The organism is Kitasatospora sp. NPDC059722 (assembly GCF_042733235.1).
In the GTDB taxonomy this organism is placed as follows: domain Bacteria; phylum Actinomycetota; class Actinomycetes; order Streptomycetales; family Streptomycetaceae; genus Kitasatospora.
The window spans coordinates 149808-161485 of the sequence record NZ_JBHWGD010000008.1 but is presented as its reverse complement, the minus strand read 5'-3'; the positions used below and the strand labels follow the sequence as shown (position 1 = coordinate 161485).

The window sequence follows — 11678 nt, the reverse complement described above, 5'->3', positions numbered from 1 at the left end:
CACGCCGAGCGTGGTGGGCTTGGAGGCGCGTTATCCGTTCAACTTGGCTATCGGCCGCCCGGCCCGGGGGGCGGGGGGCCTGCGCCCGCAGCCCCCCCTCTCGTTCTCGTCAGCCGATCACCAGGACGCGGCCTCCACCCCAGCCGGTCCGGCCCCGAACACCGGGGCGGAGCTCGTCCGGATCAGCGGCGTCGCAGCCGGTCCGATCATCCGTGTCGCCGCGAGCTCGTCCTGAACCTCGGTGCCGAGCGCATCCAGTCGCAGGACGAGGTTCCGTGGCACGGCCGGCCGCGGGTGCCCCGGCCAGTAGCAGTCCGTTGCCCGGACCTCGCGGCTGCGCCGCCCGCCCGCGGTGGTCACGGGCCCGGGCGTCACCTCGACGTCCGGACACCACCCACGCCCCGGCCACAGGTGTTCCGGACACAGCTGCCAGGTGTCCGCGTTAACGACAAGGGACTCCCCCACTACGCCGGCCAGCACGAGGGTGCCGTACGGGGTGCGGACCACGGCCCGCTGGTCGAAGTCGGCGTCCTTGCCGACGACCGTGATCCGCCAGGCTCCTTCGACGAACACCCTGCCGTCAGGCCTTGCGGCGGGCGGCGACCTTGCGGCCCGCGACGATCAGACCCGCGCCGGCGGCCAGGGTGGCGGCACCGGCCACGGCGAGGGTCGTGTTGCCGCCGCCACCGGTCTGGGCGAGGGCGGGCGCGGCGCTCGCGGAGGCGGACGGGGTACTGGAGGGCAGGACCGCGGCTGCGGACGGGGTCCCGCTCGGCGTCGGCGTGGCCGTCCGGCTCGACGTAGGAGCCGGGGTGTGCGTAGCGGGCTGGGTCGGGGTCGCGGTCGGGGTCGCAGGCACAGCCGGCGTCGACGGCACGGTCGGCGTCGGGGTGCCGGACGGGCAGAGCGGCACGTCGGCGATCTTCTTGTCGACGTGGGTGTCCGCCAGGGTGTAGCGCCACTGGTCGCCGTGGCCCGAGTAGCTCACCATGACCTTGGCGGTGCCGTGCCCGTCGATGGTGCCGTGGTACTCCTCGGTACCGCCGATCAGGCCGAGGGTGTAGTCACCCGCGGACTTGTAGTCGTTGCCGAGCACGAGCTCGACGTGGCCGCCGTCGGGGCGGCAGCCGACGGTCAGGGTGGCGTCGCTCGGCTTCCACGCGTAGGCGGGAACGGTGCCGGCCAGCGCCAGGACGGCGACCGCGCCACCGGTGACCGCGGCCGCGCGGCGTACGTGCTTCATCTGTTGTGCTCCTTGGAGGGTTTCACGGGTCACAGAGGGCCGCCCCGCGCGCCCGGCGAAGGGGGAGAGGACGCGGACGCGCGGAGCGGCGAGCCCGGCCGGCCGTCGGCGGCACGTGGCGGCGTACCCCAGGGGACGGCGACGCACCGGACTCTCCCCACCTTGAACGGCCCGCGCCCCTCCCCCGGTTCACCGCCAACAGGAATCCCTCGCGCGAACAGCGCCGACCTCGCCGGAGCGAGGTCATGTCAGCGTCGAGCCTCACCAGTCGAGATCGCTCTCGACAAAGGTTCTGCCCACGGAGCACAGGCCCGGATCTCCGGTCCCGTTGATGGCGCCGCAGGGTCGAGTGCAGGTTCCAGCCGAACCTGTCATCCGGAGTTACCAGGCCGTGTCTGACAATTCCTGCCGGGCGCGACGCGAATAGTCCGGCATACCCTGGCCCGCCTGCTCAGAGTCCCAGGACCGCGGCCGCTCCAGCGCCTCCCACTCCGGGCGGAGCAGGGAGAGCATCGCGATGTCGTGCCGCCGCCCCCGGTGGAGGCAAGCGGCGCGCCGGATGCCCTCGTGGGTGAAGCCGGCGTGGGCGAGGACGGCGAGCGCCGATGCGTTGCCGGTATGGGGGAGCGCTTCGATGCGGTGCAGCGGGAGTTCGCCGAACGCGAGGTCGGTCAGAGCGTCCAGGGCGGCGCGCCCGTAGCCGCGGCCGCGGTGGTCCGGATCGACGAGGAGACGGACGGTGGCCGTGCCGTCGGACATGTTCTGCTCGGCCAGGGCTGCCGCGCCGACCGGCGTGCCGTCCGGGAGCAAGATGAGGAAGCCGTCGTGGTCGGCGTCGTCGATGTCGCGTTCGATCTGCTCGCGTACCGCCGAGAGCGGGCGCGGCCAGTGGCCCAGTTCGTGCGCGGCCACCGGTTCGGACCACCATGTGTGCAGTAGCTCGGCATCGTCCACGTCGAGTGGGGCAAGGGCGACTGCCGGGGAGGCGTTCTCGGTGATCATGGGCGGATGCTGGGCCATAACTCGCAATTGATCATGCTTGGGTGGGTCATTGCTCCTCAGCTCGTAGCCATAGGACCAGCGAGGCGATAACGACGCCAGCTCGGTAGCGGGTAGCCAGTTTGCCGAACCTGGTTGCCACCGCGCGGAATTGCTTCAGCTTCGCAAAGCACCGCTCGACAACGTTTCGTTCCTTGTAGGCGGTCTTGTCGAATGCCGGCAAACGGCCGCCCCTAACCGCGCGACGGGCGGTTGGCGATCTGGTCCCGGCGCTCCGGAATGGTCGCTTTGATGCCGCGCCGCCGAAGCGGGTGGCGGATCGTACGGGACGAATAGGCTTTGTCCGCCACCACCCGGTCGGGTTTGGTACGCGGGCGGCCGGCTCCGGTCCGCGGGATCCGGATCGCGTCCAGCTCCGCCGGGAACATTGCAGTCCGCCGTGTTCCCCATACTGAGCACGATCGAGAGCGGCAGACCCCGGCCGTCGACTGCCACGTGGACCTTGGTCGTCAGCTCACTCCGGGACCGCCCGAGCGCCTCGCGATGCGCGACAGCTGCCGGAATATCCGACGATTCATGAAGCGTTCGCTGGTCGGCGACTGCCGACGTGGCCCGTAGCTCAGGACATCGTCCGGGCTCTCGGCGGCAACGAGCACGGGTTCCGCAGAGTGGCAGCACGACCCGCGGTGCGCGGTCGCGCTGCCCAATGTCGGCGGGGCCCGGTACCGTGCGGTCACGATCAAGGCCCAGGAGGGAACATGACGACTGAGGAAGCACCCATCACAGCCCTGACAGCCGTCATGTCACCGCGCGACGGCGCCGATGAGCAGGTGGACTGGACCGCGGTCGGGCAGGCCTGGGGTGTCGGGTTCCCGTCCGACTACATGGCCTTCATGGCCGTCTACGGAGCCGGCGGCGTCGACGAGTCGGTGGGCATCCACGTCCCCGAGGCGACCACGCAGCCACCCGAGGGGCCGGGCTTCGGCAGCATGGCCGGCGAGACCGCCATCATGCGACGCCTTTGGTCGGACGACGGCGGACCGGCCGGCGTCGACGCGACCCCGGCCTCGGTGATCGCATGGGGCACCAGCAGCGGAGCCGACATGCTCGGCTGGCTCACCACCGGCTCCGACCCCGACACGTGGCCGGTCCTCGTGTGGAAACGGCACGGATCGCCGCAATGGCAGATCCACGACTGCGGCATGACCGAGTTCCTGCGGCGCCTGTTCACCCGGGACTTCGCCGATTGTCCGCTCAGCGACGCCTCCCTGTGGGGCGACCCGTCGCCCCACTTCGTTCACTGGCGCGAGGAACGCCGCCGCTACGAAGCAGGCATCGACCCCTACACCGGACAGCTGCTGCCCTGGCACGGTGCAGACTTCACCTGAAAGACCAGGGGAGGCCGCCGAGGGCGGTGTCGGTGGCGGCTGCGATGATCCACTTCATGAGTGAGACGACCCCCGCCGTGACGTGGACGCATGACCTGGCCACCACCGTCGAGCTGGTACGCACCCTGCACGACCTGCCGTGGGCCGCGGACCGGTCTGCGGTCGAACGGTTGGTGGCCGAGCGCCCCGGCTGGAAGATCCGCCGGGAGATGAACGACCTGCTCGCCGTCGGAATGTTCCCGACCGGCGGGACGGAGCTGTACTTCGACGCCACCGCCCCCAAGCAGGCGCACTACCGGCGGGTCCGGTTGATGCGGCTGCTGGACTTCGCCCCGACGGCAACGCCGCACCAGCGGCAGGCCGCCCTGCGGCAGCTCGCCGAAGCGCTGGGCGCCGTCGGCACGCCGACGCCGGCACCGACGGGAGCCGAGGGCTTCGGGCTGCTCTGGCGCTCGGGAGAACGGGTCATGCTGCTGCAGAGCAACGACCGGTGGGCATGGGTCTCGCTGCACCAGGCGGTCGCCGGCGCGCAGCACGTCGACGAGGACGTCCTCGGACGGATCAGCAAGGACCTCCCGCCGCTGTGGGATAGCGGAGAGCGGGACCAGCGACTGACGCTGCACCGGTTCGCCGAGCCTCCTGCGCTCGAACGCCGACGGGACGTCTTCGCCGACGTCTACCGGGCGGTGTGCGGCGTGCTCGGTGACCCGACGCTGTACGGGGGCGGCCCTGACGGGCCCGACGTTCGGTGGCGTGGCAGCGGCGAGGACACCACGCTGCTGCGGCTGCGGGCCGACCGGCGAGAGGTGTGGGTCGAGACCGCTTCGGCGGAAGCGGTCGAGGCGGAGGAACTCGGCACATTCCGGTGGGGCGGCCCGGGCAGTGACGGGAGCAGCGACTTCTCGCGGCTGCCGTACAGCTGGCAGCTGCACCTGTACGGGCCCGGCGAGACCGCCGTCTACCTGCCCGGCGGCCGACTGGCCGGCAACCTGCCGCACCTGAGGGAGGCGCTGGAGCTGCAGTTCGCCGCCTGGATCGAGCAGCTGCCCGTCCAGCGGCCCGGGGAAAAGGTCACGTTCACCATCGCCTCGCGCCGGATCAGCGGCGGAATCTCCTTCACGTACGACACCGATAAGGGGTTCCTGCTCCGCGTCGGTCCCCGGCCCGGGGACCCGCAGGTGGTGGCGGCGGCCATGACCGCCGACGGGTGGCAGCCGTCCGGCAAGCGCTGGAAAGCCGAGTTCCCCGCCCCGACCGCGCGGACCGCCACCGACGTCGCCGCGCTCATCATCGCCGAACTGGCCGCCCGCGGCCTCACCGGCGACCACGGCGAGGTGACCGCCCGCCGGGTCTGCCTCGGACCTGCGTGGGGCTTCTTCCTCGCCACGGGGCTGGGGCTGGAGACGAGCTGACGCACCGCCGCCTGGGGCCCGCCCCCGGTCGGCTGGAGCACGGCGGGTAGCGGCAGCGGACCGGGCCAGGGCCTGATCCAGTGCCAGGCCGGTCCCCCTGCTCCCTAGAAGATCGCGGACGATCGTGCCGGGCGGGCCTGGGCCCCGGGCGCTCGTCCGAGGCGCCTGCCGGAGCAGCGGGGTTCGAAATGCCACGCCGCCCGCCGAGTTGGTAGGTCGGCGGCCGGCGCGCGGTGAGTCGCCGGCGGCGACGAGTGCCTGACGTTGTCGGGGATCTCGCGCCCCTCGAACCGTCCGGGGAGGTCCACCGGCTCCCGCCTCCCGAGATGGTCCCGCCGGATCCGTGTCGGACCCTGTTGTTAGCCTGCGCGGATGGGACTGGACATCACCGTGGTCATGGCCGACTGGAACCGGCTGGCCCGGATACCGGCGGACGAGCGCCTGGACGTGCTGGACGACACCGCGTTCCCCGTCCCCTGGAGCGATCCGGTCCCGGCCGCCCTCGCCGCCGCCCAGCCCGACGGCTGGGTGTGGCCGCCGGAGCCTGCCTGGTGCGCCCGGTACAGCTTCTACGGGACCACCGGCTCCTACAGCTTTCACTGGCACCTGGCCGCTGCCTGGGCGGACATCAGAGGATCGGCGGCCCCCGACCTACGGGCGGCCCTCGACCGCTTCCTCGGCGCCCTGGTCCCCGAGCCCCCGGACGACGGCCCCGCACCGGCCGCCGGCTTCCCCGACGACCCCTCACCCTGGCGCCCGCACGTACTCCTGCTCTGCACCCCGGACGAGATCCCCACCCTCGCCCGCGCCTGGGAGACGGCCGCACCACGGCTGGAGGAACTCCGCGCCCCGTTCGACGCCGAGTGCGCCGGCTATTCCTGTCGGCCCGCCACCTTCGACGCCGCCGCCGCACTCCTGCACGAGTGGGGCACGGTGGTCGCAGGAGCCGAGTCCCGCGGCTGGGGCCTCATCGGCCTCAGGTGAGCTCGCCGTTCAACTGCCCTGGCAGCACCGCGTGGCCGCCTCCGGCTTCAGCGGGCTGCGCCTTGCCTCCGGCGCCGACCCGGACCTCACCCTCCACCGCACGCCGTGAGACCGGAATCCCGCATCGGCCCACTGACAGTGCGCAATTCGGGCGGGCCGGCTACTCGCTGGCGAGGCCGAGCGCGGTTCGGACGGCGGCGGCCTGCGTGTGGCCGCCGTGGCTGCGAACGGCTGCGACGTCCTCTTGTGCGCTCGTGCCGTCGGAGGCGGTCCGCAGTGCCGCCAGCGCCGGCAGCATCTGGAGCAGCTCGGCCTTCAGATCGGCCGCCGGCTGCCGGACCCGGTCGCTCCAGGCGGTTGAATCCAGCGTCGCCACCTCCGCGTTGACGGCGGCCGACAGACGGTCCGCCCAGGGCCGTGCGCTCGTCGGGTCGCCGTCCAGGTCCATACTGCGGGGCGCGCCGGCGAGCTCGCCCTCCATGCGGTCGGCAGCCTGGAGGTAGCCGATCTGTTCCGTGGTCAGAGCCGTCTCGTCGCGCCGCAGCGAACCCGTCCGCTCGCCCTCGTCATCGGCGAACCAGCAGACGATCCTGTGCCCCGAGCTCTCCCACGACTGCTCGTCGGGCAGGTAGTCGTGGACGCGCACGGAACGCGGCAGGGCCCAGGTGTCCATCGCGTAGGCGTTCCGCTGCGCCTCGCAGGCCTTGGTCGTCTCGCGCTGGAGCGGGTACGGGCCCGGGTAGGACGGGTCGTCCGCGGTCGCCACGGCGAACACCTCGCCGGAGTGGCGCTCCGCGCAGGACACCGGACGCACGCGGGTACGGTCCTTCGACGTGGCGGCGTCGGGCGTCTCGAAGCAGTCGCCGCGCCGGAGGCCGAACTCGCTCACCGTGCCGGAGGGTTCGGCACGGGCGGACCGCACCGGCACCAGGGGGTGCCCGAACGCGCCCAGGGCGGCGGCGACCGCGAAGGACAGTGCCCACAGGGCGGACAGGACGATCCCGGCGACGGCCAGGCCGCGCCCCCGCTGGTTACGCCGGGGGATGCCGCGCAAAGCCGCGATGCCGAAGGCGAGGCCCGCGACCCAGAGGAAGCAGGCCACCCCGAGGACGCCGGCCACCAGCGAGGTGATCGCGTAACCGCTCCACCCGCCGGACGGCACACCCACCGCTGCGGCGCCACCGGCCTGATCCGGACGGCCGTCGTCGGGCTGGTTGTCGGCAATCGGCAAGGCTGGCTCTCCCCCTGATGGATGCCGCCCGCACGTGGCTGATCATGGTGTGTGGCGGCTGCGTGAATATAGCCGACTGCTACGTGGGCCCTGCTCAAGGGCCTCCATCAGGGGGAGGCCGAAATGCGGTGTCGTGATCGGGGTCGTAGCGCTCGGCCTCGGTGGCGGCGGTGTGGTCGCGCACGCGCTGCCACTCGGCGCGGACGGCGAACGCGGCCTCGTTCCCGGCGTTGGTATGCCGGTCGGCGCAGCGTTCCTCGAACCGGGCCTTCTCCAGGGCCTGCCGGATGTTCTCCGGGGTCAGCCCGGCCGCCTGACGGCGAACCCGACCGGGGGCGTCGCCGAGCAGCCCGGGTTCCTGGTCGTCATCCTGGTCGTGGTCTGGGCGGGCAGTGGGGCGGGGTCGACAGCGTCTCCGCCTCGCTTGTGCAGCTACCAGCCGAGGTCCTCGGCGTTCACTGCAGGTACGGTCTCGATCACGCGGCTCGCCCTGCCGCACAGCACCGACAAACCGCCTTGTCGGTGTCCGCACGATCGACCATGATGCTCCGTCGTGACCTACCTTCTTCTTCTCGGCAATCTGCTGGTCATCGCCGTATGCGTGGTGATCCACAGGGTCCACAAGTCCCGGGACTGGCGGCTCAGGGAACTGGCTCCAGCGCAGGTCGACTACGACGCGGCGGCTTACGGGCTCGTCCCGCGCGAGCGACTCGACCCCCGGCACGCGGGCCCGCCGCAGCCGCCGCACCGCCGTAAGGAGGCGCAGGCGATAGCCGACGCCGCCTGGCGCGGCGACTGGAAGCCGGCCGCCGCGTACGTCGAGGCCGCCGGGCAGGACTGGGACGAGCGCTGGTCGCGCCTGTCGCTGCTGGACTCCATCGCCGACGAGGACGACCGCTGGCTGAAGGCCTGGAGGGCGGCCGACCCGGGCAACTGCGAGGCCGCAACGCTGGAGGCCCACCGGATGGTCCACGCCGCGTGGGCGATCCGCGGCAGCGGATACGCGCCCCAGGTGCCCGACGCGGACATGCGGGCCTTCCGCTCGATGGTGCACTCCGCCCTCAAGGCGGCCCAGAACGCCGCCCAGCTGGACCCGGCCAACCCGGCACCCTGGGCGGTCATGGTCACCGCGGCACGCGGCTGCCAGTACGTGCCGCAACACTTCGCCGAACTGTGGGTCGGGCTGCACCGGCGGGCACCACATCACTACGAGGCCCACGTGCAAGGCCTGCAGTACTGGAGCGCCAAATGGTTCGGCTCGCACGAGCAGATGCTGGGCTTCGCCAGGCACGCGATGGACACCGCCCCGCCCGGCAGCCTCCTGCCAGCCGTCTACCTGCAGGCACTGCGCGAGATGGAGCTGCGCGGGGCGCACAAGGAGCTGCTGTCCGGCAAGGACGCGAAGACCCGGCTGCGACGGGTCGCACAGGCCCTGGCAGAGGTGCGGCCGGACGACGAGCGGCTGCCGGCGCTGCGGCACCTGCTCGCGCACTACGCGTTGAAGGCGAAGCAGTTCGACGTCGCCCTGGAGCAGTTCCGGGCGATCGGCCCGTCGTGCGGCAGCTGGCCCTGGACCAGCGTCCCCGACCCGGTGGCGGCCTTCGACGCCGCCCGCGGCACCGCCGTCCTCCGCTCCCGGGCGCAGCCGCTGCCTCCGGATCTGCGGCCGAAGGCGGCACCGCAGCAGGCCTTGTGACGCGGCGCGGCCGCCCCGGTTCGAGGTCGGCATCCCGGTGCCGGGGTTCGCGCTGCGGGCATCGAGCGTGGCGGCACCTCACGGCAAGGTGATCAGCCGTCAGCTCAGCGTCCCCACTGGCCTGTGCATCCGTCCCCGAGCGCGTCTCGCTCGATGTGACCATGCCTGTCCGCGGGGGCCGGCTGCTACAACTTCAAGGGGAAAGAACATGCACATGCGGCGTACTCCCGGCCGGCTCGCCGCAGCGGCGATCGCCGCCGCAATCCTCAGCGCCTGCGCAGGCGGCAACCCGCCCGCCCCGGGCAGTGCCGACGCCACGCCCCAGCACTCCGCACCGGGCGCACCACCGGTGGCGGCCTACGACCCGCCGACCGCGTTCGACCTCACCAAGGGTGTCGCACTGCCCGTCGAGGCAACTCGGGGCAAGGTCACCATGGCCGGCTCCATCGCCAAGCCCCTGCCGCTCACCCTGGACGGACCGACCGCCTACATCGCCGCGACGGACAGCCTGCAGGCGGTGGACCTGGCGACCGGCCGCGTCAAGACGATGATCACCGCCCTGCACCAGGCGCTACGGCCGAGCAATCAGCTCATGGACGGCAACCCTGCCGAGGCGCCGGTGATCGCGGAGGTGGCCGGAAAGCGGCAGGCGATGGCCGCCTTCCTGACGAAGGCCGCAGGACAGGGCACCACCGCGGACCGCCTCGTCGTGGAGCTGGCCACCGTGGACACGGCCACCGGCACCGGCAACACCCTGCAGAATCTGACCATCGATCTCCCCGCGGAGACTCTCACGGCCTACCCCACATCACCGTCCGCGACCTTGCTGGCCGTCCAGGGCACAACGGCCGTCATCGCCATCGACGAGACACAGGGCGGTGCCGTTCTCGCGATCGACATCGCCGCCAAGACAGTGCTCTGGAAGCAGACCCGGTTCATCGCCCGGGCGGTGACCGGCCGGCAGGTCACAGGCATCGCCCTCAAGAACGGTGCGGCGCAGCGGGTGGCGGGTTTGAACCTGGCCGACGGTGGTACCGCCTGGAGCGCCGAGGCCGACAGCTACGGGACCGAGGTGCGGCCCGCCGGCCCCGCCACGCTGGTGGCCTCGGGGCGCGACTACGGCAACGGCAAGCAGTTCACCCGTCTGCTCGACGGGGCGACCGGCCACGAGGTCCTCGCGCTGGGCGGCGCAGGCGCTGACTGCCGGCACGACGGCCGCTCGGTCACGGTCTGCACTGACGACGGTTCCGTTTTCGCCGTGGACGACAACGCGCAGGTGCTCTGGAAGCTCCCGGACGAGGCGAACCACCGCATCGCCCCCACCGTGACCGCTGTCTGGCACGGGCTGGTCTACGGCAGCGCCGGCCACGGACCCGTCATCCTCGACACCCGTACCGGCGCGGACCGCCCTGCCACCCCCGGCATCGCCCCCGCCGCCGTCGACGCCTACGCCGGCCTCGCACTCAAGAATGACGCCAACATCCTGGTCGCCTATCCCGCGGCGGGATGAGCGGCGAGGCCTCCCGTCCTGTCCTGATCCCTCGCTCTGGGCGGCGCGGACTGCGGCGAGGCGGTGGGGCCGACGTGTGCGGCGGCCGTGATGACGACCCGTCGCGCACCGACCGGGCGCAGGCACCGCTCGCCAGCACGGCGCAGCGGGAGTCTTTGCTCGGGACGGCGGCGAGCGGGTCTTGGGCGGTTGGCCGATAAGGGGCAGAGCCCGAAAACGCGCGTCGCCCCCGCACCCCGAGTGGGCACGGGGGCGACGCAGTGGCCGACCTACGGGTGGCCCATGATGACGTCCGCGAGGGCCCCCGTGGCGGTAGCCACGTAGCCGGCGGTCACCACAGCGGTCGACACCACGACCACGACAATCCGACGAAGCTTGCTCATACAACCCCCCTCCGGGGTGAAGTGGCGGGCTTAAGGGTGGCCCGCGATGAGGTCCGCAAAGGCCCCCGTGGCGGTAGCCACGTAGCCTGCGGTCACCACAGCGGTCGACACCACGACCACAACGACCCGACGAAGCTTGCTCATACAACCCCCCTCCAACCCGACAGGCCCGGCCCCGAGTTCATGCTCGCTGCACAGGTTCAGGGCCCGCGTGGGCCGGGGTTCCCTGTATACGTCTCACGTTAGGTGGGCGGTTCGGTGGTGGAATGCGCGCTGCGTCTCCGGTTCTGTGCTCTGCGTCTCCTCTGTTGTGGGCTCGGGCTGGGCCTGGCGGCGGTGTTCGCGTGGGGAGAGGCCGTGGGCGGCTTTGAAGGCGCGACTGAAGTCGGAGGGGTTGGGGATGCCGCAGCGGGAGCCGATGGCGTGGGCCGGCAGGGCCAGCAGGGCGGGGTCGGCGAGTTCGCGGTGGGCCTTCCTCAGCCGCTGGCGGCGGATGAACCCGGCCACGGTCTCCCCCTTGGAGTAGCGGGCGAATAGGCGGTGAAGGTGGCTGACGGAGATGTGGTGGGCGGCGGCGACCATGGGCGGGGTCAATCCGGGGTCGTGCAGTCTGGCCCGAATGAACGCCCGAATGGTCTCCACCAGGGCCTGCTGCCGGGCCTCCAGCGGCAGCGTGCGCTCGGCGTCGAGCTCGCCGGCGATCCAGGCCGACATCAGGTCGACCACGACCGTGGGGGGGGGGGGGGCGGGCGGCGGGGCGGGGGGGGGGGCGGCGCCGGCGCCGCGCCCGCCCTCGAGCACCCGCCACCGCCCCCCGCCCGACACCCCCCCC

Annotated in this window: 10 protein-coding genes and 1 pseudogene; 5 read left to right on the top strand and 6 right to left on the bottom strand. The window is 72.3% G+C overall.

The genetic code is table 11. From position 1 onward, the window contains the following. Window positions 1-117: 117 nt before the first annotated feature. The 4 genes and pseudogenes from ACFV4F_RS07605 to ACFV4F_RS07590 form a co-directional block, all read right to left on the bottom strand. Window positions 118-573: a hypothetical protein gene (locus tag ACFV4F_RS07605; RefSeq protein ID WP_380500793.1), complete on the bottom strand. Its 456-nt coding sequence runs from the start codon at window positions 571-573 to the stop codon at window positions 118-120. A gap of 7 nt (window positions 574-580) precedes the next feature. Next, window positions 581-1243, bottom strand: a complete 663-nt coding sequence (locus tag ACFV4F_RS07600; protein ID WP_380500791.1) for an LPXTG cell wall anchor domain-containing protein — start codon at window positions 1241-1243, stop codon at window positions 581-583. A 381-nt stretch (window positions 1244-1624) separates the two neighbouring features. Beyond that, window positions 1625-2245: a GNAT family N-acetyltransferase gene (locus ACFV4F_RS07595; RefSeq protein ID WP_380500789.1), complete on the bottom strand. Its 621-nt coding sequence runs from the start codon at window positions 2243-2245 to the stop codon at window positions 1625-1627. 46 nt (window positions 2246-2291) lie between these two features. Continuing rightward, window positions 2292-2827 (bottom strand): annotated as a pseudogene (locus tag ACFV4F_RS07590) (IS5 family transposase); the annotation flags it as partial. Between the two features lie 173 nt (window positions 2828-3000). Between ACFV4F_RS07590 and ACFV4F_RS07585 the strand changes: the two are divergent. The 3 genes from ACFV4F_RS07585 to ACFV4F_RS07575 all read left to right on the top strand — a co-directional run bounded on the left by ACFV4F_RS07585 (window position 3001) and on the right by ACFV4F_RS07575 (window position 6026). Beyond that, the gene (locus ACFV4F_RS07585) at window positions 3001-3630 is read left to right on the top strand and encodes a hypothetical protein (protein ID WP_380500787.1); all 630 of its coding nucleotides are present in this window, start codon (window positions 3001-3003) and stop codon (window positions 3628-3630) included. A gap of 56 nt (window positions 3631-3686) precedes the next feature. Next, window positions 3687-5042 (top strand): hypothetical protein, encoded by a 1356-nt coding sequence (locus ACFV4F_RS07580; protein WP_380500785.1) that lies wholly within the window; start codon window positions 3687-3689, stop codon window positions 5040-5042. A gap of 372 nt (window positions 5043-5414) precedes the next feature. Further along, a complete protein-coding gene (locus tag ACFV4F_RS07575) occupies window positions 5415-6026 on the top strand; it encodes a hypothetical protein (RefSeq protein WP_380445289.1) in 612 nt (203 codons plus the stop codon). A 160-nt stretch (window positions 6027-6186) separates the two neighbouring features. Here the strand turns inward: ACFV4F_RS07575 and ACFV4F_RS07570 are convergent, their stop codons facing one another. Beyond that, the gene (locus ACFV4F_RS07570) at window positions 6187-7257 is read right to left on the bottom strand and encodes a DUF4190 domain-containing protein (protein WP_380500783.1); all 1071 of its coding nucleotides are present in this window, start codon (window positions 7255-7257) and stop codon (window positions 6187-6189) included. 553 nt (window positions 7258-7810) lie between these two features. On the opposite strand from ACFV4F_RS07570, the gene ACFV4F_RS07565 reads away from it, so the two are divergent. Beyond that, window positions 7811-8953, top strand: a complete 1143-nt coding sequence (locus ACFV4F_RS07565; protein ID WP_380500781.1) for a hypothetical protein — start codon at window positions 7811-7813, stop codon at window positions 8951-8953. A 208-nt stretch (window positions 8954-9161) separates the two neighbouring features. Next, the gene (locus ACFV4F_RS07560; RefSeq protein WP_380500779.1) at window positions 9162-10463 is read left to right on the top strand and encodes a PQQ-binding-like beta-propeller repeat protein; all 1302 of its coding nucleotides are present in this window, start codon (window positions 9162-9164) and stop codon (window positions 10461-10463) included. A gap of 620 nt (window positions 10464-11083) precedes the next feature. Here ACFV4F_RS07560 and ACFV4F_RS07555 read toward each other — a convergent pair. Beyond that, complete coding sequence (locus tag ACFV4F_RS07555) at window positions 11084-11560, bottom strand: helix-turn-helix transcriptional regulator (RefSeq protein ID WP_380500777.1); 477 nt, start codon at window positions 11558-11560, stop codon at window positions 11084-11086. Window positions 11561-11678: the final 118 nt, after the last annotated feature.

Excerpts from the sequence above, each read along its gene's own strand:
- ACFV4F_RS07600 (WP_380500791.1), bottom strand. The coding sequence starts at position 1,243 with ATGAAGCACGTACGCCGCGCGGCCGCGGTCACCGGTGGCGCGGTCGCC.
- ACFV4F_RS07595 (WP_380500789.1), bottom strand. The coding sequence starts at position 2,245 with ATGATCACCGAGAACGCCTCCCCGGCAGTCGCCCTTGCCCCACTCGAC.
- ACFV4F_RS07585 (WP_380500787.1), top strand. The coding sequence starts at position 3,001 with ATGACGACTGAGGAAGCACCCATCACAGCCCTGACAGCCGTCATGTCA.
- ACFV4F_RS07580 (WP_380500785.1), top strand. The coding sequence starts at position 3,687 with ATGAGTGAGACGACCCCCGCCGTGACGTGGACGCATGACCTGGCCACC.
- ACFV4F_RS07575 (WP_380445289.1), top strand. The coding sequence starts at position 5,415 with ATGGGACTGGACATCACCGTGGTCATGGCCGACTGGAACCGGCTGGCC.
- ACFV4F_RS07560 (WP_380500779.1), top strand. The coding sequence starts at position 9,162 with ATGCACATGCGGCGTACTCCCGGCCGGCTCGCCGCAGCGGCGATCGCC.
- ACFV4F_RS07555 (WP_380500777.1), bottom strand. The coding sequence starts at position 11,560 with ATGTCGGCCTGGATCGCCGGCGAGCTCGACGCCGAGCGCACGCTGCCG.